This window comes from Bradyrhizobium sp. BR 10261 (assembly GCF_019455395.1).
GTDB classification, from domain to species: Bacteria; Pseudomonadota; Alphaproteobacteria; order Rhizobiales; family Xanthobacteraceae; genus Bradyrhizobium; species Bradyrhizobium manausense.
The window spans coordinates 1-24,901 of sequence record NZ_JACOFQ010000003.1 but is presented as its reverse complement, the minus strand read 5'-3'; the positions used below and the strand labels follow the sequence as shown (position 1 = coordinate 24,901).

Annotated in this window: 22 protein-coding genes; 12 read left to right on the top strand and 10 right to left on the bottom strand. The window is 64.3% G+C overall.

The window, feature by feature from the left end:
• Positions 1-123 precede the first annotated feature (123 nt).
• A complete protein-coding gene (locus HYH07_RS03935) occupies positions 124-1,302 on the bottom strand; it encodes an acetyl-CoA C-acetyltransferase (protein WP_220001244.1) in 1,179 nt (392 codons plus the stop codon).
• A 294-nt stretch (positions 1,303-1,596) separates the two neighbouring features.
• Here HYH07_RS03935 and phaR point away from each other — a divergent pair, with 294 nt between their 5' ends.
• Positions 1,597-2,187, top strand: coding sequence for a polyhydroxyalkanoate synthesis repressor PhaR (gene phaR, locus HYH07_RS03930; RefSeq protein ID WP_057747408.1), 591 nt, complete (start codon positions 1,597-1,599; stop codon positions 2,185-2,187).
• Positions 2,188-2,293: 106 nt separating this feature from the next.
• Positions 2,294-2,911 (top strand): trans-aconitate 2-methyltransferase, encoded by a 618-nt coding sequence (locus tag HYH07_RS03925; protein WP_220001243.1) that lies wholly within the window; start codon positions 2,294-2,296, stop codon positions 2,909-2,911.
• A gap of 132 nt (positions 2,912-3,043) precedes the next feature.
• Here HYH07_RS03925 and HYH07_RS03920 read toward each other — a convergent pair whose 3' ends face one another.
• Positions 3,044-3,931 (bottom strand): branched-chain amino acid aminotransferase, encoded by an 888-nt coding sequence (locus HYH07_RS03920; protein ID WP_220001242.1) that lies wholly within the window; start codon positions 3,929-3,931, stop codon positions 3,044-3,046.
• Positions 3,932-4,080: 149 nt separating this feature from the next.
• Here HYH07_RS03920 and HYH07_RS03915 point away from each other — a divergent pair, with 149 nt between their 5' ends.
• A complete protein-coding gene (locus HYH07_RS03915) occupies positions 4,081-5,016 on the top strand; it encodes an alpha/beta hydrolase (RefSeq protein WP_220001241.1) in 936 nt (311 codons plus the stop codon).
• A 9-nt stretch (positions 5,017-5,025) separates the two neighbouring features.
• Here the strand turns inward: HYH07_RS03915 and HYH07_RS03910 are convergent, their stop codons facing one another.
• Positions 5,026-5,271, bottom strand: coding sequence for a hypothetical protein (locus HYH07_RS03910; RefSeq protein WP_220001240.1), 246 nt, complete (start codon positions 5,269-5,271; stop codon positions 5,026-5,028).
• A 231-nt stretch (positions 5,272-5,502) separates the two neighbouring features.
• Here HYH07_RS03910 and HYH07_RS03905 point away from each other — a divergent pair, with 231 nt between their 5' ends.
• Positions 5,503-6,366, top strand: coding sequence for a hypothetical protein (locus HYH07_RS03905; RefSeq protein WP_220001497.1), 864 nt, complete (start codon positions 5,503-5,505; stop codon positions 6,364-6,366).
• Between the two features lie 7 nt (positions 6,367-6,373).
• Here HYH07_RS03905 and HYH07_RS03900 read toward each other — a convergent pair whose 3' ends face one another.
• Positions 6,374-6,934 carry a carboxymuconolactone decarboxylase family protein gene (locus tag HYH07_RS03900; RefSeq protein WP_220001239.1) on the bottom strand — a complete coding sequence of 187 codons (561 nt, stop codon included), beginning with the start codon at positions 6,932-6,934 and terminating at the stop codon, positions 6,374-6,376.
• Positions 6,935-7,094: 160 nt separating this feature from the next.
• Complete coding sequence (locus HYH07_RS03895; protein ID WP_057748152.1) at positions 7,095-7,559, bottom strand: Lrp/AsnC family transcriptional regulator; 465 nt, start codon at positions 7,557-7,559, stop codon at positions 7,095-7,097.
• Between the two features lie 159 nt (positions 7,560-7,718).
• On the opposite strand from HYH07_RS03895, the gene HYH07_RS03890 reads away from it, so the two are divergent.
• Positions 7,719-8,735, top strand: a complete 1,017-nt coding sequence (locus HYH07_RS03890) for a 1-aminocyclopropane-1-carboxylate deaminase (protein WP_220001238.1) — start codon at positions 7,719-7,721, stop codon at positions 8,733-8,735.
• 162 nt (positions 8,736-8,897) lie between these two features.
• Here the strand turns inward: HYH07_RS03890 and recQ are convergent, their stop codons facing one another.
• From recQ to HYH07_RS03865, 5 genes are all read right to left on the bottom strand, one after another.
• Positions 8,898-10,763, bottom strand: a complete 1,866-nt coding sequence (gene recQ, locus HYH07_RS03885) for a DNA helicase RecQ (RefSeq protein ID WP_220001237.1) — start codon at positions 10,761-10,763, stop codon at positions 8,898-8,900.
• A 97-nt stretch (positions 10,764-10,860) separates the two neighbouring features.
• The gene (locus HYH07_RS03880) at positions 10,861-11,604 is read right to left on the bottom strand and encodes a polysaccharide deacetylase family protein (RefSeq protein ID WP_220001496.1); all 744 of its coding nucleotides are present in this window, start codon (positions 11,602-11,604) and stop codon (positions 10,861-10,863) included.
• A gap of 106 nt (positions 11,605-11,710) precedes the next feature.
• Positions 11,711-12,712 carry a homoserine O-succinyltransferase gene (locus tag HYH07_RS03875; RefSeq protein WP_220001236.1) on the bottom strand — a complete coding sequence of 334 codons (1,002 nt, stop codon included), beginning with the start codon at positions 12,710-12,712 and terminating at the stop codon, positions 11,711-11,713.
• 12 nt (positions 12,713-12,724) lie between these two features.
• Complete coding sequence (locus HYH07_RS03870) at positions 12,725-14,026, bottom strand: O-acetylhomoserine aminocarboxypropyltransferase/cysteine synthase family protein (protein ID WP_220001235.1); 1,302 nt, start codon at positions 14,024-14,026, stop codon at positions 12,725-12,727.
• 193 nt (positions 14,027-14,219) lie between these two features.
• A complete protein-coding gene (locus HYH07_RS03865; protein ID WP_312016634.1) occupies positions 14,220-15,098 on the bottom strand; it encodes a MurR/RpiR family transcriptional regulator in 879 nt (292 codons plus the stop codon).
• Positions 15,099-15,417: 319 nt separating this feature from the next.
• On the opposite strand from HYH07_RS03865, the gene HYH07_RS03860 reads away from it, so the two are divergent.
• From HYH07_RS03860 to HYH07_RS03830, 7 genes are all read left to right on the top strand, one after another.
• Positions 15,418-16,959 (top strand): ABC transporter substrate-binding protein, encoded by a 1,542-nt coding sequence (locus tag HYH07_RS03860; RefSeq protein WP_220001233.1) that lies wholly within the window; start codon positions 15,418-15,420, stop codon positions 16,957-16,959.
• 76 nt (positions 16,960-17,035) lie between these two features.
• Positions 17,036-17,980: an ABC transporter permease gene (locus tag HYH07_RS03855; protein ID WP_220001232.1), complete on the top strand. Its 945-nt coding sequence runs from the start codon at positions 17,036-17,038 to the stop codon at positions 17,978-17,980.
• Positions 17,977-18,837, top strand: coding sequence for an ABC transporter permease (locus HYH07_RS03850; RefSeq protein WP_220001231.1), 861 nt, complete (start codon positions 17,977-17,979; stop codon positions 18,835-18,837). The genes HYH07_RS03855 and HYH07_RS03850 overlap by 4 nt, the downstream gene beginning before the upstream one ends.
• 3 nt (positions 18,838-18,840) lie before the next feature.
• Entirely contained in the window at positions 18,841-19,812 is a 972-nt protein-coding gene (locus HYH07_RS03845; protein WP_220001230.1) for an ABC transporter ATP-binding protein, read from the top strand.
• Between the two features lie 95 nt (positions 19,813-19,907).
• The gene (locus HYH07_RS03840) at positions 19,908-20,762 is read left to right on the top strand and encodes an ABC transporter ATP-binding protein (protein ID WP_312016633.1); all 855 of its coding nucleotides are present in this window, start codon (positions 19,908-19,910) and stop codon (positions 20,760-20,762) included.
• Between the two features lie 107 nt (positions 20,763-20,869).
• Positions 20,870-21,505 (top strand): LysE family translocator, encoded by a 636-nt coding sequence (locus HYH07_RS03835; protein ID WP_220001228.1) that lies wholly within the window; start codon positions 20,870-20,872, stop codon positions 21,503-21,505.
• Between the two features lie 223 nt (positions 21,506-21,728).
• The gene (locus tag HYH07_RS03830) at positions 21,729-24,689 is read left to right on the top strand and encodes a CHAT domain-containing tetratricopeptide repeat protein (RefSeq protein ID WP_220001227.1); all 2,961 of its coding nucleotides are present in this window, start codon (positions 21,729-21,731) and stop codon (positions 24,687-24,689) included.
• Positions 24,690-24,901: the final 212 nt, after the last annotated feature.

Sequence of the window (24,901 nt, the reverse complement as noted above, 5' to 3'; positions counted from 1 at the left end):
GTTTGTATTTAGTCGAGGCTGGCGCGGTTGCGAAGAATATTTGATTTGCAACCGCCGCCTTTTTAATCGCGTGCATCGCACTCTACCTGCGTGTGCAGCGCACCCGTCAGTCAAGTGTCAGTTTCAGTCGCGCGCGAGACACATTGCGATGCCCATGCCACCGCCGATGCACAGGGTGGCAAGGCCCTTCTTCGAATCACGCTTCTGCATTTCGTGCAGCAGGGTCACCAGCACGCGCGCGCCGGACGCACCGACCGGGTGACCGATCGCGATCGCACCGCCGTTGACGTTGACCTTGGAAGTGTCCCAGCCAAGGTCCTTGTTGACGGCGCAAGCCTGTGCCGCAAAGGCCTCGTTGGCCTCGATCAGGTCGAGATCGCCGACGCTCCAGCCGGCCTTCTTCAGCGCGGCGCGCGAGGCCGGGATCGGGCCCGAGCCCATGATCTTCGGATCGACGCCGGCCTGCGCCCACGACACGATGCGCGCGAGCGGCTTCTTGCCTTCCTTGGCGGCCTGCTTGGCAGTCATCAGCACCACGGCGGCGGCGCCGTCATTGATGCCGGAGGCGGAGCCAGCGGTGACCGTGCCATCCTTCTCGAAGGCTGGCTTGAGCTTGGCCATCGCATCGAGCGTGGCACCATGGCGCGGATATTCGTCGGCGCTGACGACCACGTCACCCTTGCGGGTCTTGATGGTGACAGGAACGATCTCGTCGTTGAACCTGCCGGCCTTCTGCGCAGCTTCAGCCTTCTGCTGCGAGGCGACAGCGAACTCGTCCTGCTGGGCGCGGGTGATCTGCCACTGCCGCGCGACGTTCTCGGCGGTGTTACCCATGTGGTAGCCGTTGAAGGCGTCCCACAGGCCGTCCTTGATCATGGTGTCGACCAGTTCGAGGCCGCCCATCTTGACGCCGCCACGCAGGTGCTGAGCATGCGGAGCCATGCTCATGGACTCCTGGCCGCCGGCGACGACGATCTCGGAATCGCCGTTGAGGAGCGCCTGGTAGCCGAGCGCGACGGTACGCAGGCCCGAGCCGCAAAGCTGGTTCACGCCCCAGGCCGGGCTCTCGACGGGGATGCCGGCCATGATCGAGGCTTGGCGGGCGGGGTTCTGGCCTTGGGCAGCGGTCAGGATCTGGCCCATGATGACTTCCGAGACCCGGCCGGGCTCGATGCCACCGCGCTCCAGCGCCGCCTTGATGGCGACGGCGCCGAGGTCGTGTGCGGGAAGGGTCGCGAAGGCTCCGTTGAAGCTTCCGACCGGGGTGCGGGCGGCGCTGACGATGACGACATCGTCTGACATGGGCATCTCCTGGGGCTTGAGGTTCTGTGTCGAGGGGGCGGGCGGGCGCAGGAAAAGGCCCGTCAGTCTCATCCGGCATCCTGTTAACGTCGTTGAGGCATGTCAATGCCGCACCGCATTCAAAATAGCGTTCTTGGTGCTTTCGCAAGCAAGTTTTTGCTGCGCAATTAACCGTGCCGCACAAAACGGTGGCGTGCCCCCGTTGAAAATGCTTACTTTGTTGCGTTGCGTACTCGTCCCGCCCTGCGGCATGGCCGCAAGGTTCCCGTTCTCCGCGCTTGCAAGTGAGAGCCCATGGCGAAATCAGACCAACCCACCACGATCAAGAAATACGCGAACCGTCGGCTCTATAACACCGGAACGAGCACCTATGTGACGCTCGAGGATCTCGCCGCCATGGTCAAGGATGGCGAAGATTTCCTAGTCTACGACGCCAAGACCGGCGACGACATCACCCGCTCCGTGCTCGCCCAGATCATCTTCGAGCAGGAGAACAAGGCCGGCCAGAACCTCTTGCCGACCACCTTCCTGCGTCAGTTGATCCGCTTCTATGGCGACAGCATGCAGATGGTGGTGCCGAAATATCTGGAGCAGTCGATCGCGACGCTGACCCAGGAGCAGGAGAAGTTCCGCAAGCAGATCGCCAACACGCTGTCCGGCACGCCCTTCGCGCCGCTGGAAGAGCAGGTCCGCCGCAACATGGAGCTGTTCCAGCAGACTTTCTCGATGTTCAAGCCGTTTGCGACGCCTGCGCGCTCGGCCACTCCGGAACCGGAGCCCGATGCGAATGCCGAGCCCGCCAAGGACACCAACATCGACGACCTGCGCCAGCAGATGAAGGACATGCAGGAACGCCTCGAGCGGATGTCGAAGAAGGACGAGTAGTCTCTCGTTCGCACTGGCGCGTCCGCGAGCCGCGGGCGCGCGTACTGCAAATGAATAGCGGCATCGCCAGCAGCGCGCCGCCATGCCGGCCAAGGCCGGAGCCACCATGTCCGACCGCACCACGCACTGGCAGAACATCTACGCCACCAAGGGCGAGACCGAGGTCAGCTGGTTTCAGGCCAGCCCGGCGATCTCGCTCGAGATGATCCGCGCGGCCAGTCTCGATCAAAACGCTGCCATCATCGACGTCGGCGGCGGCGCGTCGCGGCTGGTCGATGCGCTGCTGCAAGACGGATATCGCGACATCGCGGTGCTGGATCTTTCCGCAAATGCGCTTGATGCGGCGAAGAAGCGAATCGGTGCGGCCGCCTCGGCGGTCGACTGGATCGTGGCTGATGTCACGATGTGGCAGCCGGCGAGGACCTGGGATATCTGGCACGATCGCGCGGCGTTTCACTTCCTGACCGATCCGGCCGACCGCGCTGCCTATGTCGAGCGCCTGCGATCGGCGGTTGCGGCAGGCGGACAGGTGATCATCGCGACGTTCGCGCCTGACGGCCCGGAGAAATGCAGCGGCCTGCCGGTGCAGCGGCATGACAGCGCCAGCCTTTCAAGCGAGCTCGGGCCCGCGTTCGAGCTGGTCGAGACGCGCAGCGAGATGCATCCGACGCCGTGGCATTCGACACAGGCGTTTCAGTTCAGCCGGTTCAGGAGAGGCGGTTAGAAACAGGTGTCATGCCCCGGCTTGACCGGGGCATCCAGTACGCCGCAGCCCATCGAGGAATCATTGGCGCCTCTGGAATACTGGATCGCCCGCCTTCGCGGGCGATGACGGCGGAGTCCTTGGCGGGCGCGCCTATGCCGCCAGCTTCACCGCATGGGCAAAGTCCCAATACAGCTTGCGCGCCTTGGTGTAGAACGGACCCGGCTGCAGCTCCCGCTCGTCGATGCGAATCACGGGTGCGACCTTGGCAAAATTGCCGGTCGAGAAAATCTCGTCGGCGGCGAGAAAGTCCTGATAACGTAGCGTCGTCTCGACCACGGTGGTGCCGTCGGCGCGGAGCAGGCTGATCACGCGCTGGCGCGTGATTCCGTTGAGGAAGGTGCCGTTCGGCGCCGGCGTGAAGACGACACCGTCCTTGGCCATGAACACGTTGGAATTGCCGAACTCGGCGACGTTGCCCAGCAGGTCGAGCATCAGCGCGTTCTGGAAGCCGCGCGATGCGGCTTCGGCAAGGGCACGCGAATTGTTCGGATAGAGGCAGGCCGCTTTCGCATCGACCGGCGCGCATTCGGCGGTGGGCCTGCGGAACGGCGACAGCGTGATCGCGCTGCCTGTCGGTTTCGGCATCGGCGCCTCGTAGATGCACAGGCACCAATTGGTGGTCTCGGGGTCGAACAGCACGCCGCCCCCGACGCCATTCTGCGCCCAATACATCGGACGGATATACAGCTCGGCATTCGGCGCGAACCGGGCGATGCCGTCATTGGCGAGCGCCAGCCAGGTGTCGGCATCGACCACCGGCTTCAGGCCGAAATTGATCGCGGATTGATTGGCGCGGGCAATGTGACGGTCGAGATCGGGCGCAACGCCCTCGAACGCACGCGCCCCGTCGAACACCACCGAGCCGAGCCAGGCGCCATGGGTACGCGGCCCCATGATCGGCACATTGCCGTCGTGCCATTTGCCTTCGAAGAAGGTCCAGCTCGGCGAATAGTCGATCGGCTTCTTGATCTCGGCCATGACAGGCCTCCCTCGAAAAATATCCGGGCACTATTGTCCCAATTTCTAAACGATTTGCTGCGGCGAAGCATCAACTCTTGCCCCGGACGGAGGTTGAGACAACATCGCCACCAAACCGGCTATAATGCCTGGATGTCACGGAGTTTCCCATGCCGCTCGATCCACTCGCGAAGCGCCTGTTGACCATGATGGCCGCAGCTGCGCCGCAGGCGCGGAGCCGGCCGAGCGTCGAGGCGCGGCGGCAATCGCTGGCCAAGCTGATGCAATTTGCGCGCGCCGAGGCGCCTGATGTGACCGCCTCCGACGGCGTCCTGCCCGGCCCCGGCGGAGAGCTGCCCTATCGACTCTATTCGCCGGCGTCTGCCGGCTCCCGCGCGCCGGGCTTCGTTTTCTTTCATGGCGGCGGGCTCGTCGCCGGCAGCATCGCGACGCATGACCGGATCGCGGCGGCGCTGGCGCATGCGACCGGCTGCCGTCTCGTGTCGGTCGACTACCGTCTCGCGCCCGAGCACAAATATCCCGCCGCCGTCGACGACGCGGTCGCGGCCACTGAATGGGTTGCGCGCGAAGCTGAAACACTCGGCATCGATGCCGAACGGCTGGTTGTCGGCGGCGATTCTGCTGGTGCCACGCTCGCAGCGATCGTCTGCCAGGAGGCGGCGCAGAGCGTCGGCCTCTCCATCGCCGCACAATGCCTGATCTGCCCGGTGCTGGATTTCGAGGAGGTATCACCTTCGCGCGAGGCCTTCGCGGAGGGACACCTGATCGACCGCGCCACCATCGAGGCTGACCTGTCCGACTATCTGCCCGAGGGCCTGGATGCTGCCGATCCCCGTATCTCGCCGCTGCGCGCGACGCGGCTCGCGGGCCTGCCGACTGCAATCATCCACACCGCTGAATTCGACCCGATGCGCGACGAGGGCAATGCCTATGCGCGCAAGCTGCTCGCCGCCGGCGTCGCGGTCGAGCACGTCTGCCATGACGGCATGGTCCACAATTTCCATGCCATGGGCATGATCCTGCCGCAAGCGCAGCTGGTGCTGTCGCAGATCGGCGAGCAGGTGCGGCGCGCGGTGGAGAAATAAGCGCTCCAATCACGCGCGGGCGTCGAGCACGGCCCGCGCCGCAGCGACATACTCCGGCCAATGCGCATCCGCATAGCGTTCGGCCTGCTCCACGCCGGTGACGTCGGACGCATGGGCTGCGGCAATCATGCGCGCGAAGCGCTCCTCGGCAACGGTCGCGTTACCAGCAGCCGGCACCGGCGCAGCGGCGACAGCCGTCGGAGCCACGGCAAGCCCGGCCAGACCAGTGAGCAGGATGCGGCGTGACGGATTCATGGCTGGCGTCCTTCAATTGCCCTGTTGGCAGTCTGGCGGGCGAGTGTGTCGGTGCGATCACGGCAGGGTAACCGCGTACATCCGCATCGTCCATGGCCCACGGATAGACCTTGACCCCACGAACGATCACGTTCCATCTAGCGAGCAATTCCGTGTCCAGAGTGCCACGCGCCGGATTGTCACGTGTCTCATCGCAACCCAATTGATCGTCTCGCCTGGCGCACGATCGCGATGGGACTGCTTTGTCTGACGGCCTCGGCAGGCGCCGCCTGCGCCGCTGATGAGGAGGACACGCCGGCAAAGCCTGCCGTCCCGAATATCTATCTCGATCTCCGCACCACTTATGCGACGATCCCGGCGGGGACGTTCGGGCTCGGCTTCGGCAACAGCTCACTCTCGGCCGCATTCGAGGCGCTGGCGGCGCAGCGCGGCGTGACCTTGCCGAGCGGCTTGCCGGCCGCAAGATCGATCGCTGTCGACCTGCCGCTGACCGTGGATGTCAGCGATCGCGTGTCGCTCTATGGCGGTGTATCAGGCTCGTCGACGGATATCGGTGGCGGCTGGTCGTCCTTCGACATCACCAGCTGGAATATCGGCGTGCAGGCCGATCTCCATCAGCAGAACGGCGGCAAGATCCCGACCATCACACTGCAATCCACCCTGACGCAGTCGGTGCCGAACGAACAGGGCATGACGAATTCGTTCAACCACGTGCTGGAATTCGACTACGCACTGGACGAGGACGAGACGCGGGGCTGGCTTGCCGGCCTGCAATACACCCACACCGACATCGCCAGCCAGCTCGCCCGGATCAAACCGAACACGATCCTTTATGCCGGCGGCTATTACCAATGGCCGAGCAACTGGAAATTCACGGGCCGCCTCGGCGTGCAGTCATTCGGCGGCGCGCAGCTTGCGCGCCGGACCCTGGCGGAGCCCTTCACCCAGCCGATCCTGCGGCTCGACCTCGACCACATGGACGACAACGACAACCGACTGTTCGGCATCACCGCGCAGATCGCATGGATGCCGAAGCCGTCCTATCAGCTGACGCTGCGCACGCCTCTTTACGCCGTGCGCAATCAGCCTCTATGACTCCGGATTATTCCGGCACCGGCACGTCGAACGTGTTCAGCGTCACCGAGACCATGCAATAGACCCCGACGAGGTAGGAGAGCTCGGCGGCGCCGTGCTCGCCGAACTCCTTCACGGCGGCGCGCCAGGTCAGCTCCGGCAGAACGCCGCCGCTGACGAGCGCGGACGCCATGTCGTAGGCGACCGCTTCCTGCTTGGTGAGATCGACCGGCCGCTGCCCGGCGACGATGGTCGCGAGCTTTTCGTCGGAGAGACCGCGCTGTTCGGCGACCAGCACATGGGCATAGAGCTCGTAGCCGGAGCGGAAATGCGAGCCGGTGACGAGGATCGCGACCTCACGCACCGGCGCGGGCAGCAGCGGGTTCGACGCGATCGCCTTGACCAGCTCCCACACCGGCTTGCCGAAGCGCGGCTCGCGGATCCAGGGATTCCAGGGACCGAGCAGCGCGCCGTCGTCGCGCATGTTCACAAAGCCTTTGAAGTGGTCCTTGATGCCCGCTTGCATGTCGGCATAGAGCGGCTTCTGCTCGTCGCTCAGCTCTTTCGGATCGAGAATGGGAAGGCGCACGGCGGATCTCCTCGTTGAGAAGCGGCGACCGTCGCCCGCGTGCGCTCACATGGCAAGTGAAGTTGCCGTGACGACCGTGCGATTTTGCAAGTGGTGTGGGGCGACTCGGTGGTCCGCGCCCGGCTCAGAGCAGGAGTCGTCCGTGATCGTTCGACACCGCTCAGAACTCCAGCGGCGCGTTGTCGACGACCTCTTTCATCACGAAGAAGGTGCGGGTCTGGCGGACGCCCGGCAGCGCGATCAGCTGCTCGCCATGGATGCGGTTGAAATCCTCCATGTCGCCGACGCGGATCTTGAGGAAGTAGTCGAAATCGCCGGCGACGAGGTGGCAGTCGAGCACGAATTTCAGCTTGGCAATCGCCTGCTCGAACGTCGCAAAGCTCTCCGGGGTCGAGCGGTCGAGCACCACGCCGACCATCACCAGCGTGCCCTTGGCCACCTTCTTCGGCGCCACCATGGCGCGAACCGTGGCGATAAAGCCGTCCTCGAACAGGCGCTGGGTGCGGCGATGGCAGGTGGCGGGGCTGATCGCGACAGTTTCGGCCAGCTCGGCGTTGCTGAGCCGGCCGTTATTCTGCAGCAATCTCAACATCTTGAGGTCGATACGATCGAGCCGCGCGGACATGGAAGGAACTTCCGGATTAGGGGTCATTCTCGGAAGAAATCTTAGCCTTTAGCGTATCTTTAGCAAGATTACGCGCATTGGCGGCGCAATATTCGAAAGCACCTTTTTTCGGCGCAGTGCTAGTCACATCCCAGCCATAACGCCATCAGGGAGGATCCCATGAATCTGGACAAATTCGCGCGCTATCCGCTCACCTTCGGCCCGACCCCCATCGAGAAGCTCGAGCGGCTGTCGAAACATCTCGGCGGCAATGTCGAGATCTACGCCAAGCGCGAGGACTGCAATTCGGGCCTTGCCTATGGCGGCAACAAGCTGCGCAAGCTCGAATACATCATTCCCGATGCGATCGCCTCCAATGCCGACACGCTGGTCTCGATCGGCGGCGTGCAGTCCAACCACACACGCATGATCGCAGCCGTCGCGGCCAAGATCGGCATGAAGTGCCGGCTGGTGCAGGAAGCCTGGGTGCCGCACGAGGACGCCGTCTATGACCGCGTCGGCAACATCATGCTCTCGCGCATCATGGGCGCCGACGTGCGCCTGGTCGACGACGGCTTCGACATCGGCATCCGCAAGAGCTGGGAGCAGGCGGTCGAGGAAGTGAAGGCCGCCGGCGGCAAGCCCTACGCGATTCCGGCCGGCGCCTCCGTGCACAAATTCGGCGGGCTCGGCTATGTCGGCTTCGCCGAAGAGGTGCGCAAACAGGAGAAGGAGCTCGGCTTCAAGTTCGACTACATCATCGTCTGCACCGTCACCGGTTCGACCCATGCCGGCATGCTGGTGGGCTTCGCCGCCGACGGCCGCGCGCGAAAGGTGATCGGCATCGATGGATCGTTCACCCCTGATCAAACCAAGGCGCAGGTACTCTCGATCGCGCAGAACACCGCAAAACTCGTCGAGCTCGGCAAGGACATCGTTGCGGACGACGTCGTTCTGATCGAGGACTACGCCTATCCCGCCTATGGCGTGCCGTCGGAGGAGACCAAGGAAGCGATCCGCCTCACCGCGCGGTTAGAAGCGATGATCACCGACCCTGTCTATGAAGGCAAATCGATGCAGGGCCTGATCGACCTGACCAAGAAGGGCTATTTCGAGAAGGGCGCGAAGGTGCTCTATGCCCATCTCGGCGGCGCGCCTGCGTTGAACGGCTACGGATACGCGTTCCGGAACGGCTGAGAGGCTCTACTCGCGCATCCTCACCAACGTCGTCCTGGCGAAAGCCAGGACCCGTTACCCAGCCGTCATTTGTTGAAGCGCGCTGGGGCAACCAGCATGCCACGTGGCGCGCGCTTTGGGCGCTCTTGTCCCGGATGACGATGTGGGGAGATCGGGGCGCGCCTACCGCGTCCTGACGATCTGCAACAGCTCCTCGCCGTAATGCTCGAGCTTCTTGTCGCCGATGCCGGGGACATCGCGCAGCTCGTCGAGCGTGGTCGGCCAGGCCCGCACGATGCCGTCGATGGTGGCATCGTGCAGCACGACATAGGCGGGCACGCCGCGCTCGCGCGCCACATCCGAGCGCCAGGACCGCAGCCGCGCGCGCAATTCGGGATCGACATCGCCTTGTGGCGCGCCGGCAGCCGGCGCAAGGTCGCCGCGGCGGGACTTTGCGCGGCTGGCGCGGACGCGCGTGCCAGGCGCCTCCTCTCGCAGCCACACCTCGGTCTCCCCACGCAGCACGCCCCGCGCCGAGTCGGTCAGTTTCAGCGCGCCGAACGCCTCGCTGTCGGCCTGCAAATGGCCCATCGCCACCAGCTGCCGCAGCACGGTGCGCCACTGCTTCTCGTTGAGCTCGCGCCCGATGCCGAACACCGACAATTTGTCGTGGCCGAACTGCGTCACCTTGTCGGTCAGACGCCCGATCAGCACGTCGATCAGATGCATAGCGCCGAATCGTTGCCCGGTGCGATAGACGCAGGACAGCAGCTTTTGCGCCAGCACCTTGCCATCGCGCATCTTGGGCGGCGTCAGGCAATTGTCGCAATTGCCGCAATTCTCGGCCATCACCGTCTCGCCGAAATAGGCGAGCAGCCGCCTGCGCCGGCACTGCGCGGTCTCGGCGAGGCCGACCAGCGCGTCCAGCTTGCCGATCGACACGCGCTTGAACTCGTCCGAGCCGCTGGACTCGTCGATCATGCGGCGCTGCTGCACGATGTCGGAAAGCCCATAGGCCATCCACGCGGCGGACGGCTTGCCGTCACGACCGGCGCGCCCGGTCTCCTGGTAGTAGGCCTCGATGCTCTTCGGCAGATCGAGATGGGCGACGAAGCGCACATCGGGCTTGTCGATGCCCATGCCGAAGGCGATGGTCGCGACGATGACGATGCCGTCCTCGTTGAGGAACCGGTCCTGGTTGCGCGAGCGCACTTGGCTGTCGAGCCCGGCGTGATAAGGCAGCGCCGCAATGCCTGCGTCATCCAGCGCAGCTGCGACCTCCTCGACACGGTTGCGCGACAAGCAATAGACCACGCCGGCGTCGCCGGCATGGCGTTCCCGGATGAAATCCTTGAGCTGCGACACCGCGTTGCGCTTGTCGACGATCTCGTAGCGGATGTTGGGCCGGTCGAAGCTGGAGACGAATTGCGGGCTGTCGGTCAGCTGGAGGCGCTGGACGATCTCTTTCCGCGTCAGCTCATCCGCAGTCGCTGTCAGTGCGATGCGCGGCACATCGGGAAAGCGCTCGGCGATGACGGAGAGGCCGACATATTCAGGCCGGAAATCGTGGCCCCATTGCGAGACGCAATGCGCTTCGTCGATCGCAAACAGCGCCACCTTGGCCTGCGCCAGCATCGACAGGCAGCGCGGCGTGACCAGCCGTTCCGGCGCGACATAGAGCAGGTCGAGATCGCCGGCGATCAGGCGGCGCTCGATCTCGGAGGCCTCCTGGAACGACAGCGACGAGTTCAGCGCGGCGGCATTGACGCCGGCCTCGATCAGGCCCGCGACCTGGTCGCGCATCAGCGCGATCAGCGGCGAGACCACGATGCCGCAGCCTTCGCGCAACAGCGACGGCAATTGATAGCACAACGACTTGCCGCCGCCGGTGGGCATCAGCACCAGGCAATTGCCGCCGTCAGTCACATGACGGATGATCTCGCCCTGCGCGCCGCGAAAGCCCGGCAGGCCGAACACCGAATGCAGCACCGACAGCGCATCGCGGCCATCGGCCGACGCTGGCAGTGGAGCGGTGGAAGGGACGGACATGGGCGCGTCGGGGTTTTGAGAGATTCGTCACGACGCAAGTCGCATGACGGCGGGGACGTTGCAAGACGATTTGGGCGCAAGGCGCCGTGTTTCCCTGCTACGCCCCGATTCGCCGCAAGGCCTCGGCGACCGTCACGATCGGCATGCTGCGCTTCTCGGCCGCCTCCAGCGCGTGGTGCAGCAGGGCCGGCGTGCAGCCATAGGGGCTCGGCGCATCGACGACGTCGTGGCCGTAGAAGATCAACCAGCCACCGCTCGCAACGGCGTCGTCGAAGTAACGGTCCACACCATCCCTATCGATCTCGCAATTGACCAGGGGCGAAGCGCGCAGGAGCTGGAGATCGATCACATCGCTGTTGACGCCGGGAAGGATGCCCCGCGCCGAGCGGAAGATCCTGGCGAGCTGCGGCTTGCGCCAGACCGAGGCGAGGCCATACGGATAGGCGAAATTCTCGAGCCGGATCGAGGAATCGATGCCGCGGAAATGGCTGCGGTTGCGCTCGATCTCGCGCGTCATCGCGCGCTCGTCGAGGTCCACCGCGCGCAAGTGTGAAAAGGTGTGGCAGCCGATCTCGTGGCCGGCACGATGCAGCCGGACGATCGCATCGTTCGACAGTCCATGCCAATGGTCTCCGGGCCGGTCGATCAGGCTGCCTGCGATATAGAACGTGCCGCGGCCGCCATGCGCTTCCAGCAGCGCAGCGCCCTCGCCTGCGGCGCTATCGGGCGCGTCATCGAAGGTGAAGCTCACCATCGGTGCTCGCGTCGGCAAGCGATGCGGCGTGGCGCGGAAATGCCGGGCCAGCCGATTGCTCAAGCGTCCGTTGAGGCTCGACAGCACGAGTGCATTCCCTGTGACTCTGTATTTCTGCACTGAAACATCTGCGCGGGGTGTGACGCAAGTTTAACGCTTGGGTAATCCTAACGCGGAACCGGAGGCTCCGAGGTTAACGCGCGGGCAGTGGAGCATCCGCCTCCGCGCCGAGATATCGCAACCAATTGCGAAATAACGCCGCCGCGGCGCTACCGGCCGCGATATCTGTCCGCAAGCTCAGCGCGGGCAACTCGTTGGTCAGCGCCGGATGACGCTGATGCTTCGCGCGCTTCTGGAAGCGCGCGAGTTTCTCTTCGGTCGCCGCGTCGAAATAGCTCACCGGGAGGGCGGGATAGACCTCCCGTTCGCGCGCGAGATAACGACCGATGTCGCGCAGATATTCGCGCTGCAGCGACAGCGCGTCATACTCGGGATGGCCCTGGAAGAACACGAAGCGGCTGGCATATTGCCTGACGAAAACGTCGACGCCAGCTTGGGCCGACCGGGTCAGCACCTGATAGCCGGCCTGTGCGAGATCCCGCTCGGTCACCTCGTTCAGACGCGAATGCGAGACCTTGAGCGGCGCCGGCGCATCGCGGGTCAGCGGGTCGTCGGTCACGGCCTCGCAGTCGAAGATGCCATGGCATTTCGACGGCAGCCGCTGCCGTTCAATGCGATCAAGATGCAGCACCGCGGCATGGGCGGCGAGGCAGGACCAGATCGTCGAGCGCGTATTGACCATGGCCCAGTCGATCAGCTCGGTGAGATCGCGCCAATACGGTTCCTGGTCGAGGTCGGGAGCGATGGGTTCGGCCCCTGTCACGATCAGGCCATCGAATTTCTGGTGCTTGAGATCCACCAGATCGGAATATTCGCTCTCGACATGCCACGTCGCTTCCGGCGAACGCTTCACCGACGGCAGCGAGAAGCAATGGAAGCGGATGCGGCGCGGCCCCGCGGCGGCCTGCAGCAGCTTCATGAACTGCCGCTCGGTCGCCTTCAGCGCCGCATCCGGCATGTTGTTGATCAGCCCGATGGTGAGCGCAGCACCCGCATGATCGCGCGCGAGGTCGCCCTCGGCCGGAACCAGCGCCGGGCTTGCGATCCCTTGATCCCTGGCGATCAAGATGCTCATCGGCCCGATTGCTTACTCCGCGGCCTGAAGACGCGCGGCCGGACAGGCCTTTTCCAAGGCCTGATCGATGTCCTCGATGATGTCAGAGGCGTGCTCGATGCCGATCGAGAGACGGATGGTCTCGGGCAGCACGCCGGCAGCGCGCTGTTGCTCCGCCGACATCTGGCGGTGCGTGGTCGAGGCTGGATGGCAGGCCAGCGACTTGGCGTCGCCGATATTGACGAGACGCGTGATCAGCTTCAGCGCGTCATAGAAGGCCTTGCCGGCCTCCATGCCGCCCTTGATGCCGAAGGTGAACAGGGAGGAAGCGTTGCCGTCGAGATATTTCTGGACCAGCGGATAATAGGGGCTATCCGGGAAGCCGGTGTAATTGACCCAGGCGACGCGCGGATCGTTGCGCAAGAATTCGGCGACCTTGCGCGCGTTCTCGCAATGGCGCTCCATCCGCAGCGCAACGGTCTCGATGCCCTGCAAAAGCAGGAAGGCGTTGAACGGCGACAGCACCGAACCCATGGTGCGCTGATAGACGCTGCGCGCGCGCTCGATATAGGCGGTCTTGCCGAAGCGCTCGGCATAGACGAGGCCGTGATAGGAGGCATCCGGCCTGTTGTAGGCCGGGAAGCGGTCGGCATGCTCGGCCCAGGGGAAATTTCCTGAATCGACGATGGCGCCGCCCAGCGTGGTGCCGTGGCCGCCCAGGAACTTAGTCAGCGAATGCACGGCGATGTCGGCACCGTAGTCGAACGGCTTGAGCAGGATCGGCGTTGCGACGGTGTTGTCGACGATCAACGGCACGCCATGAGCATGCGCGATTTTTGCGAGGGCCTCGATGTCGCAGACATTGCCGGCGGGATTGCCGATGGTCTCGGCAAACACGGCGCGGGTGTTCTCGTCGATCAGCCTTGCGATCGCCTCGGGCGCATCACTCTCGGCGAAGCGGCCGGTGATGCCCTGCCGCGGCAGGATGTGTGACAGCAGCGTGTGGGTGGTGCCATAGAGCTGCGGCACGGAGACGATGTTGCCGCCGTGATCGGCGACGTTGACGAAAGCGAAATGCAGCGCAGCCTGGCCGGTTGCCACCGCAAGCGCGCCGACGCCGCCTTCGAGCTGGGCGATGCGCTGCTCCAGCACGGCGCTGGTCGGATTGGCGATGCGGCTGTAACGAAAACCTTCGGCCTCGAGATTGAACAGCGCGGCGCCGTGATCGGCGCTGTCGAAGGCGTAGGCTGCGGTCTGGTAGATCGGCACGGCGACCGCATGCGTGGTGGCTTCGGGCTCGTAGCCGGCGTGAATAGCGATCGTCTCGTTGCGCATCGTACCACCTCCGCGTGGGACGCGGGCCGCACTTATTGGGCCTGTATGAGGCATGTGCGTTGTCCGCCGTCTCTCTGTTAGAGGCGGGTGGTAAAGCGGACAATAATTCGCTTAGAGATCGAGGAAGTAACCCTAATGGTTGTTGGTGAATTGGCTAAAATTCGAGTCAATTTGGATTAACGACCGCGGCGGTTCAGTCCCCGAGCGGCCCATTTGAATTCCCGTCGGCGCCCTTCAGCAGCTCGTATTTGATCCGACGCATCCGTGTCTGGGCTTCGAGCGGCTTGCAATAGGCCGTCGATGCAGCGAGCAGATCGATGGCCGCAAGAAGGGCATAGCGCGACGCAGTCGGCTTGAGCGCATCGGGCGCTTCGGGCACGTGCACGCCAAGCGCGATATCGGCGATCGAGGCCAACCTGCTGTTCGGCTTGGTGATCGCGACAATGAGGGCGCCGTATTGCTTGGCGATACCGGCTGCCTCGATCACCTCCTTCGCCATACCGGTGGTCGAGATGGCGACCACGACATCGTCCCGGCCGAAGGTTGCGGCGATCATGCGCATCAAGCTCGGGTCGGAGCTGTGCGAGACGGCGATCCCAAGACGAAAGAAGCGATTTTGAACCTCCATCGCCGCAAGGGTCGAGCCGCCGCCCACGCCGAACGCTGCAAGTTTCGAACAGCGGGAGATGGCTTCGGCAGCCCTCTCGACGTCCTCTCTCTGGAGCCCCTCTTCAGCGGCGGCAATTGCGCGACGAATTTCCTGGAACACCGACCGCCAGAGCGCAGGGCGCGCCAGATCCGTGCCGACATGCGGAGGCAGTTCAAGGTAAATCCGCCCAACCGCCATCGCTTGGGCCAGCCTCACCTTGAGGTCGCGGACGCCGCGACAGCCAACGGAGCGGCTGAATCTGGTTACCGTCGGTTCACTGACGCGAGCGCTGCGGGCCAGCTCCGCATTGCTCGCGTGAATGGCAAACTCGACGTCAGCCAGCAGCGCCATGGCAACGCGCTGCTCCGAGGGACTGAGATCAGGAGCACTTTGTCTGATGACAGAGACGATGTCGCCGGCCACGAAAGCGTCGCGGCGCGATGGCGCCGAGACGGTTGTCTCAGCGGTTTTCGCCGTTTGAATTCGCTTCGCACGCGGCATGCGCGCCCTTCCTCAGGTCGGATTAACCTGCGCCTTGGCCCGGAGATCTCCGTAAGAAACCTTCAGTGTCGACCGGTCAGGTCTTGGCGGGTGGGCCATACTTGGCAATTTTTCGCTTGAAACTTAGCATAATCTGCCTGTAACTTTCAAACAAACGATAACGCGCCGCCTGATCAAATCCGGAAGGGCGCATCCCCTGCACGTCGAGGCAGGCGGCGAAAACAAGCTGGGAGGGGCGATCATGAGATGCGACCTCAGTGTCTTGATGCGTGGCGCCGTCGCGATTGCCACTGCACTGTTTCTGAATGCGCAGGCCAGCGCGGCCACCCTGCTTCGCGAAGCCACCATCGGCGAACCGCCGCCACTCGATGTCATGCTGACGACAGCCGACGTCGCCTCCGTCATCGGCCGTCACATCTTCGAAACATTATATGCGCTGGACTCGACCTATACGCCACGCCCGCTGCTGGCCGAGAGTGATCGCGAGGAAGACGGCGGCAAGACCATCGTCATCAAGCTCCGCGAGGGCGTCCCTTTCCACAACGGCAAGGAAATGACCGCCAAGGATGTGGTCGCGTCGATGACGCGGTGGGGCAGTGTCGGCGCGCGCGGCAAGCTCCTGATGGCCGCAGCCAGTTCGGTCGAGGCGACTGGAAAGTATGAGGTCACGTTGAAGCTATCGGCGCCCAACGGCGCCTGGAAGACTCTCATTGCGGACGTCAATGGTGGCCTTGCGATCTATCCAGAAGAGATAGCGGCCAACGCAGGCAATAAGCCGATCGAGCAGAAGGACTATATCGGCACCGGGCCTTACAAGTTCGTGGAGTGGCGGCCCAACCGCTATGTCGAGGTGGAGAAATTCGATGGCTACAAGCCGGTGAAGGAAAAGGGCGACGGCTTCGCCGGCGCCCGCGTCGCCAACTTGGACAAGATCCGGTTCATTCCGGTCCCGGACGTCGGCACCCGCGTCAGCGGCGTACAGGCCGGCGACTACGATTATGCGGAAATGATCTCCGGCGACCTGTACGAATCCCTGAGCAAGGACCCGTCGGTTCAGGTGCAGCGTACCAACGCGCCGATCTTCGGCCTGTTCTTCATGAATTCGAAGCAGGGAATCCTGAAGGACAATTACAAGCTCCGCCGCGCCATCCAGACCGCGCTGGACAAGTCGCAGGCCCTGCGCGTCGCCTTCGGCTCCAAGGAACTGTGGAATGCCGAAGGATCGATCTTTCCCAAGGGCACGCCCTGGTACTCGGCAGAAGGCGTGTCCGGCTACAGCCCCCACGATCCCAAGAAAGCCAAGGAGCTCGCAAAGGAGGCGGACTACACGGGGACTCCGATCCGTCTGTTGGTCTCGACCAATTATCAAGCGCACTATGATGAAGCCTCCGTCTTCACGCGCCAATTGGCAGACGCCGGCATCAATGTTCAGATGATGGTCGTCGATTGGGCGACGCTTCTGAAGATGCGAGGCCAGCCGGAACAGTGGGACATCTTTGTCACCCACCATTCCTTCTCGCCCGATCCGCTGCTCCTGACCTTCCTGAATGCGAGCTATCCCGGATGGTGGGACAGCCCCGAGATCAGCTCGCTGCGGGCCGAGCTGATCAGATCGACCGATCCGGCCGCACGTAAGGCGACATGGGACAAGATCCAAGCGCTGATCTACGACCAGGTGCCGGTGATGAAAGTGGGCGATGCCTACACCTATGACATCGCGTCTCCCAAGCTGAAGGGACTGAACCCGAATGGTCCCGCATTCTGGAATGTGTCCACGAAATAAGGACAGGCGATGAGACCACCGGGAATGTCCAGCGCCGCCAGCGCGCATCACCGCCGCTGATCGGCCGCACAATCGCATGTGGTCTTACTCACTCAAGCGCGCGGCAACGACGGCGGTGACGCTTCTGGCGGCGTCCGTCATCATCTTTGCCTTCATCCATATCGTCCCGGGCGATCCCATCTACGTTCTGCTCGGTGACACCGCGACGCCGGATCAGATCGACGCTCTGCGACACCAGCTCGGCCTCGACCAACCGATCGTCCTGCAATATCTGACCTGGATCGGGCACGTGACAGAGGGCAATCTCGGGCGGTCGATCTTCTTCCAGGCGCCGGTGCTGTCGGTCATTGCCGATGGTGCCGAGACCAGCGCCTTGCTCGCCACCATGACGATGATCTGGGTTACGCTGATCGGCGTGCCGATCGGCGTGATCGCGGCGGTCCGGCACGGCACCTGGCTCGACCAGGCACTATCAGGCGCGGCGATGCTGATGGCCTCGATTCCGACGTTCTGGGTCGGGCTTTATTTGATCCTGATCTTTGCCGCGTGGCTTGGCTGGTTTCCGAGCTCCGGTTATCCATCGGTCTTCGAAGGCGGCATCGTCAATCTCCGCTATCTCGTCTTGCCGAGTCTCGCGCTTGCGGCGCCGAATGCCGCGTTGATTCTGCGGCTGACGCGCGCCAGCATGCTCGACGTCTCCCGCGAGGACTACGTGCGCACGGCACGTGCAAAGGGCATCCGTCCCTGGCAGGTCGTGACCCGGCACATTCTGCGCAACGCGCTCCTGGCGGTGGTCTCGGCATTCGGCTTCACTTTCGCGGCGCTGCTGTCCGAAGCCGTGGTGACAGAAACCGTGTTTGCCCTGCCGGGTATCGGCCGCCTCGTCGTTCAGTCCATCCTCCGCCGGGACTATCCGGTGATCCAGGGCGTCATTCTGGTCATCGTCGTCGTGTATCTCCTGATCAACCTGATCGTCGATCTGAGCTATCGCCTGCTCGACCCCAGGGTCGAACTGCAATGAGCCGTGACGGCGCAATCTTCTGGCTGAAGCCGTTCATCGCGCGACCGATCGCACTGATGGGGCTCGGCATCCTGCTCGCGACCGTACTCGCCGCGACCTTCGCGCCCTGGCTCGCACCTTACGATCCCTACGCCATCGATCCGTCGATCCGCCTGACACCTCCGAACGCGCTTCATTGGTTCGGCACCGACCAATTCGGCCGGGACACCTTGTCACGCGCCATCCAGTCGGCGCGCATGGCGCTGCTGATCGGTTCGGGCGTGGTCATGTTCGCGCTCGCGACCGGCGTGCCGATCGGCGTGCTGTCCGCCCTGTTCCCCCGGCTCGGCCATGTGCTGATGCGCATGGTCGACGTGCTCATGGCATTTCCGAGCCTGCTGCTCGCGCTTGGGCTGATCGTCGTCCTCGGTCCGAGCGTGGTGAACGCCATTCTGGCGATCGGGCTCGGCTACATGACCACGACGACGCGGATCGTTTACGGCCTGACGCTGCGCTTGCGCACGGAGACCTATGTCGAGGCGTCCCGCAGCATGGGCGCCGGAACGGCTTGGCTCATCGGCAAGCATATCTTGCCGAACCTGGTCTCACCGCTTCTTGTGCAGGCCAGCTTTGTCTTCGCGTTCGCGCAGCTTGGCGCGGCATCGCTGGATTTCCTCGGCCTCGGCGCGCCGCCGGAGATTCCGAGCTGGGGCAACATGCTGGCGGAATCGCGCACCTTCATCACCCGCGCGCCGTGGCTGCTGTTCTTTCCGGGCATGATGATCGTGGCGACTGCGTTTTCGCTCAACCTGGTCGGCGATGCCCTGCGCGATCGCCTCGATCCCCGGTTCCGTCAGCTCCTTGGCGAGAAGGGCTAGATCGTGCTGTCCGTTCGCGACCTTACGGTGTCATTGGGGCCGGCGACTGCGCCGGTCGATATCGTCGCCGGTGTGTCCTTCGAACTTGCCAAAGGCGAAATCCTCGGCCTCGTCGGCGAATCCGGCTGCGGCAAGAGCATGACCTCGCTCGCGGTGATGGGATTGCTGCCGCAGCCCGGCCCGCGGATCCGCACCGGCCGCGTCCTGTTGGAGGGCAGCGACGTGACACTGCTGCAACCCTGGCAGCGCGTCGAAGCGGGCCACGGCCGCATGGCCATGATCTTTCAGGAGCCGATGACCTCGCTGAACCCGGTTCGTCGGATCGGCGATCAGATTGCCGAAGCCGTGCGCGTGCATGATCGCGTGTCCGACGCTCCGGCGATCGCCCGGGCACGTGAGCTGCTCGAGCTGGTCCGCATGCCGGATCCCGCAATGCAGCTGTCCGCGTATCCGCATCAATTGTCCGGCGGCCAGCGCCAGCGGATCATGATCGCGATCGCGCTGGCCTGCAGGCCCCAGGTTCTGATTGCCGATGAACCGACCACGGCCCTGGATGTCACGATCCAGGTGCAGGTTCTCGGCCTGCTGCGCGAGCTCTGCAACCGCCTGGACATGGCGATGTTGTTCATCACCCACGACATGGGGGTGATCGCACAGCTGGCGGATCGCGTTTCGGTCATGTATGCGGGCCGGATCGTGGAGACCGCTGATGTCGCGGCGTTGTTCGGCAGGCCGCGCCATCATTACACGCGCGGACTGATGGATTGCATGCCGTCGCGGAATTCCGGCGCGCGCCGCCTGCCAACCATCGCGGGCCAGCCGCCGGCACCCGGGACGGTTGCTGTCGGCTGCGTCTTTGCCTCACGATGCCCGGCGGTGCGCGAGCCCTGCCGTACGGCGGATCCACCGCGCGCCGAAGTTTCGCGAGGACATGAAGTGCTCTGCGCTTTCCCCTTGGACGATGGGGGACCGTGATGAACGGAAACGCTGTCCTCGACATCAAGGACCTGAAGGTCTCCTTCAAGGTCAGGCGCGCCGGCCGAAAATATCAGGTGCGAGCTGTGGATGGCGTGTCGCTGTCGCTGGCAGAGGGCGAGGTGCTCGGAATCGTCGGCGAGTCAGGCTGCGGCAAGACCACGGTGGGCCGGTCCATCGTCGGGCTGGTCCGGCCCGACAGCGGCAGCATCCGCTTCAAGGGAAGGGACGTGACGGGCGCCGGCCTTCGCGACATGCGCCTGAATATCCGGATGGTGTTCCAGGATCCCTATGCATCGCTCAACCCGCGGCGCGCGATCGGAGACTCGGTCGCGGAGGCTGGCGATATCAACGGCTTCTTCACCAGTCGCGCCGAGCGCAGCGCCGCGATCGCCGCCGCGCTGACGGCGGTCGGCCTGGATCCGTCCTTCGCCGCTCGCTATCCGTACGAACTCAGTGGCGGACAGCGACAACGCGCCGGAATCGCGCGAACAATTCTTCCCTCGCCATCCATCGTGATTGCCGACGAGCCGGTCTCGGCCCTCGACGTGTCGGTGCAGGCCCAGGTGCTCAACCTGATGATGGACCTGCGGGAGCAGCTCGGACTGTCGATGCTGTTCATCTCCCACGACCTCGGCGTCATCGGGCAAATCAGCAATCGTGTTGCCGTAATGTATATGGGCCGGATCGTGGAGCAGGCCGCAACGCGGACAGTTCTGGATGATCCGCGCCATCCCTATACGCGATCGCTGGTGGCGGCCATTCCGAAGCCGGACCCATCCAGGCGAATTCTCGGTGCCATCGAAACGGGCGAGCCGCCAAGCCTCTTCAAGCGGCCAAGCGGCTGCGCCTACGCGCCACGTTGTCCGCTGGCCAGCCAACGCTGCCTGGTCGACGTTCCCGAACTTCGGTCCGTGGACGACAGAGCACTCGCCTGCCACAACGTATAGCCGGCGAGCACATCTACCCTCATGATCGTCATCGGGTACGCCGAGCCGAGCCAAAGACCTCGGCAGTGTGTATTATAGTCGCCGGCAATGTGGCGGAGCAGCGGAGCATGCTAACTTTTCTTGCATTCATCGGAACGTCGATCATCGTCATCGTCACGCCGGGGCCCGATACGGCGACGACAATCCGCAGCACCCTTTTGGCCGGGCGGACTGGCGGGATTTGCACGGCGGCTGGCATAGCAGTTGGACAGACAGTCTGGGCGCTGGCAACCAGCGTCGGCCTTGCTGCTCTCCTGGTGGCCTCGGCGCCACTGTTTCTCACGATCAAATATTTGGGGGCCGCCTATCTTATCTATCTGGGTCTCGTCGCGTTGTACGAAGCCCTTCGGCCGCCGGAGCAAGATTCGAGGATGGCGGTGGAAAACCACCCGCATGGCCGCGTAAGCCCCTGGACGGCTTTCAGGCAGGGCCTCATCAGCGATCTCGGCAATCCCAAGATGGCCGTTTTCTTCACCAGCCTGCTTCCCCAGTTTGCACCGATGGGCGGTTCGACCTTTGCGACACTGCTCGCTCTTGGAATTGTCTTTGCAGTCATGACCTTTCTCTGGCTCGCATTTTATGCCGCGGCCGTTCACAAGGTGCGGAGTGCACTTCAACGCCCCACCGTGCGTCGCCTTGTGCAGGGCGCGACCGGAGCGGTCCTGATTGCTCTGGGTTTGCGCATCGCCACCGAGCAGCGGTAGAGCATACCAGGAAGCGTACTCTCACAAACCGGTATTCCGAACCCGCCACGTGCTCAAAATGTCGGCGCGGTCATCTTTGCGCGCGGCACGTCGAACCCTTTGGCGCTGACAGAACACCAACCTTCTTGGATCTGGACGAAGCAAAGCGCGTCATCGACCAGCCTTGTTCGTTCGGGCACAGCACAACCTCGATGCAATCGCGGTGCGGATCAGGAGGCGTGAGATGATCCTCGAATGGCGACGGAAAGCCGCAGCGCTGGCGGCCGGGCTCGCAACTGTCGCGGTGCTTGCGGTGGCGCCGGCGGCGGCACAGCGCGCCGATATCGAAACGGTGCAGAAGCACTTCAATGCGTTGCTGGCCGCGGGCAAATATGAAGACGCACTCGTCGAATGGCAGAAGCTCGAGGCGGCCGTAAAGGCCCGATTCGGGACCGAGCATCCGAACTATGCCCTTATTCTGCTCAAGGTGGCCGTGACCTACCAGAACCAGGGCCGCTACGACGACGCCGAAGCGGCCTACAAGCGCGCTGCCGCGATCCTGGAAAAGGTGCTCGGGCCAAATCATCCGCTGGTCGCGACGGCGCTCGACGACATGGCCGCCGTGTACCTCTACGAAGCGCGTTACGGCGAGGCCGAGGCGCTGTTCAAGCGCGCATTGGCGATCCGCGAACAGGCGCTCGGACCTGAACATCCGGACCTCGCCGCGACGTTGAACAACCTGGCCGTCGTATATCAACGCCAGGGGCGCTTTGGCGAAGCGGAGCCGATGTTGAAGCGCGGGCTGGCGATCACGGAAAAAGCGCTCGGCCCGAACCACACCCAGGTCGCGGCGGCGCTTGTCAATCTGGCTCTTCTCTATCAAGACCAGGCGCGCTATGGCGACGCCGAAGGTCTGTTCCGGCGGGCGCTGGCGATCCAGGAGAAGGCCACCGGCCCCGTTCATCCGATCGTGGCCAACATCCTGCACAACCTTGCCTCGACCGCCGAGGACCAGGGCCGCACGGCCGAGGCTGAAGCGCTCTACAAGCGGGCGCTGGCGATCAAGGAAAAGATGCTGGGGCCGAACCACCCCGATCTTGCCGACACCCTCGACAATCTGGCCGTGCTGTACGGCGGCGAGAACCGCAGCGACGAGGCGGAGGCACTGTACCGGCGTGCGCTGGCGATCCAGGAGCGGGCGCTGGGTAAGGATCATCCCGACGTCGCGCACATCCTCAACAATCTCGCTCTCGAATTCGAGGCGCGCGGCAAGTACGCCGATGCCGAGGAACTCACTGCGCGCGCGCTGGCGATCTACGAGAAGGCCCTTGGCGCGAACCACCCCGACACCGCCAACGCCCTTCACAATCTTGCGCGCGAATATGCCGAGGCTGGCGACGGTGCCAACGCCCTCACCTATTCACGCAAAGCCACCGCCGCGGTGCTGGCCCATGCCGCCCGAGAGGCCGACGGCGCCCGGCAGAAGCAGCGATCCGGCGGCCTCGTCGCGCAGCGCGCACTGTTCTTTCGCCGCCACGTCGCCAATCTTGCCCTTGCCGCGCGTCAACAGATCGCGCCCGAACCGACGCTCGCCCGCGAAGCCTTCGAGATCGCGCAGTGGGCCGACCAGTCGTCCGCGGCGGTTGCCGTGCAGCAGTTTGCAGCGCGCTTCGCCTCCGGCGGCGGAGCACTTTCCGCCCTGGTGCGCGAGAACCAGGACCTCGCTGGCTCGTGGCGCGACGCTGACCGCAAGCTCGTCGAGGCCTTGTCGAAGCCCGAGGGCGATCGCGATCGCAAGGCGATCGATGCCTTGCGCCGGGCGAGCGGCGAGGCCGAGACACGGCTCACCGAGAGCGACAGAAGGTTGACGCGGGAGTTTCCGGAGTTTGCCGCACTCACAAGGCCGCAGCCGCTGGAGGTGAAGGCAGTCCAGAACCTGCTCGGCAGCGACGAAGCGCTGGTCTTCTTTCTGCCTGATGACAAGGAGAGCCGCGTCTTTGCGGTGACGCGCGACGGCTTTGCCTGGCACGACATCGCGCTCGGCGCCGACGCCTTGGCCGGCAAGGTCAAGGCCTTCCGCCGCGGCCTCGATGTCGGCGAATGGGTGGCGGCGCGCAGCGCCGGCGCGGCGGGAATGTTCGACCTCGGCCTGGCGCGCGACCTCTACGTCGCCCTGCTCGACCCTGTCGACGACTTGATCAAGGACAAGCGCCATTTGCTGGTGGTACCGACCGGCGCGCTCACTGCCCTGCCGTTTCATCTGCTGCTGACGCAGCAACCCGCTGCGCCGAATCCCACCGACATCGCGGGCTATCGCGACGCCGCCTGGCTGATCAAGCGGCAAGCCGTCAGCGTCCTGCCGTCGGTCGCGAGCCTGAAGGCATTGCGCGCCTATGCGCGCCAGCGGCCGGCGGCGCAGCCGATGATCGGCTTCGGCGATCCGGTGTTCGGCATGCCGGACGCGCGCGGCGCGGGTGCCGCCCCGGCCGGCGTCCCAGCGGCCGCCCCGCGGACAGCGGCACACACGCGCGCCTACACCGACTATTGGCAGGGCGCAGGCGTCGATCGCGCCATGCTCGGCAAGGCACTGCCGCCCCTGCCAGAGACTGCCACCGAGCTTCGCGCGATTGCCCGGAAGGTCGGTGCGGCCGCGAGCGACCTTCATCTTGAAGCCGACGCGAGCGAGGCCAACGTGAAACGGCTGCCTCTCGCCGACTATCGGATCGTCTATTTCGCGACCCACGGTCTCGTTGCCGGCGACATCAAGGGCGTGGCCGAACCGTCGCTGGCGCTGAGCATTCCGCAACGGGCGAGCGATCTCGATGACGGACTGCTGACCGCGAGCGAGGTGGCCCAGCTCAAGCTGAACGCAGATTGGGTGGTGCTGTCGGCCTGCAACACCGTGGCGGGTGACAGGCCCGGTGCCGAGGCCCTGTCTGGGCTGGCGCGCGCCTTCTTCTATGCCGGAGCGCGCGCCCTGTTGGTGTCGCACTGGGCGGTCGCTTCCGATGCCGCGACCCGGCTCACGACCGCGACCTTCGACGTCATCAAGTCAGAACCCGGTATCGGTCGTGCCGAGGCCCTGCGCCGCGCCATGCTGGCCTATCTCGGCGATACGGCAAACCCGGAGAATGCCTATCCGGCGTTCTGGGGACCGTTCTCCATCATCGGTGAAGGCGCTGCGCAGCGGGAGACGCCCGAATGACGATTTCAGCGGCTCATCTCCCTGCCGGTCGATATGACGCGGAGGAGAACAGTGCATTGGCGGAAAAACCACGGCTGCGCGAAGCATTAGCGAAAAATCGCGGAATTCTTCGATGGTTTTGCGATGGATTCGAGCAATCAGACACAGAGGCGAGCTGTGAGCGGCCCGAGACATAGGTGACAAAATGTACCGGACACATGGGTTACACTTTC

Coding starts and splice junctions, on each gene's coding strand:
- HYH07_RS03935 (WP_220001244.1), bottom strand. CDS start 1,302: ATGTCAGACGATGTCGTCATCGTCAGCGCCGCCCGCACCCCGGTCGGA.
- phaR (WP_057747408.1), top strand. CDS start 1,597: ATGGCGAAATCAGACCAACCCACCACGATCAAGAAATACGCGAACCGT.
- HYH07_RS03925 (WP_220001243.1), top strand. CDS start 2,294: ATGTCCGACCGCACCACGCACTGGCAGAACATCTACGCCACCAAGGGC.
- HYH07_RS03920 (WP_220001242.1), bottom strand. CDS start 3,931: ATGGCCGAGATCAAGAAGCCGATCGACTATTCGCCGAGCTGGACCTTC.
- HYH07_RS03915 (WP_220001241.1), top strand. CDS start 4,081: ATGCCGCTCGATCCACTCGCGAAGCGCCTGTTGACCATGATGGCCGCA.
- HYH07_RS03910 (WP_220001240.1), bottom strand. CDS start 5,271: ATGAATCCGTCACGCCGCATCCTGCTCACTGGTCTGGCCGGGCTTGCC.
- HYH07_RS03905 (WP_220001497.1), top strand. CDS start 5,503: ATGGGACTGCTTTGTCTGACGGCCTCGGCAGGCGCCGCCTGCGCCGCT.
- HYH07_RS03895 (WP_057748152.1), bottom strand. CDS start 7,559: ATGTCCGCGCGGCTCGATCGTATCGACCTCAAGATGTTGAGATTGCTG.
- HYH07_RS03890 (WP_220001238.1), top strand. CDS start 7,719: ATGAATCTGGACAAATTCGCGCGCTATCCGCTCACCTTCGGCCCGACC.
- recQ (WP_220001237.1), bottom strand. CDS start 10,763: ATGTCCGTCCCTTCCACCGCTCCACTGCCAGCGTCGGCCGATGGCCGC.
- HYH07_RS03875 (WP_220001236.1), bottom strand. CDS start 12,712: ATGAGCATCTTGATCGCCAGGGATCAAGGGATCGCAAGCCCGGCGCTG.
- HYH07_RS03870 (WP_220001235.1), bottom strand. CDS start 14,026: ATGCGCAACGAGACGATCGCTATTCACGCCGGCTACGAGCCCGAAGCC.
- HYH07_RS03860 (WP_220001233.1), top strand. CDS start 15,418: ATGAGATGCGACCTCAGTGTCTTGATGCGTGGCGCCGTCGCGATTGCC.
- HYH07_RS03855 (WP_220001232.1), top strand. CDS start 17,036: ATGTGGTCTTACTCACTCAAGCGCGCGGCAACGACGGCGGTGACGCTT.
- HYH07_RS03850 (WP_220001231.1), top strand. CDS start 17,977: ATGAGCCGTGACGGCGCAATCTTCTGGCTGAAGCCGTTCATCGCGCGA.
- HYH07_RS03835 (WP_220001228.1), top strand. CDS start 20,870: ATGCTAACTTTTCTTGCATTCATCGGAACGTCGATCATCGTCATCGTC.
- HYH07_RS03830 (WP_220001227.1), top strand. CDS start 21,729: ATGATCCTCGAATGGCGACGGAAAGCCGCAGCGCTGGCGGCCGGGCTC.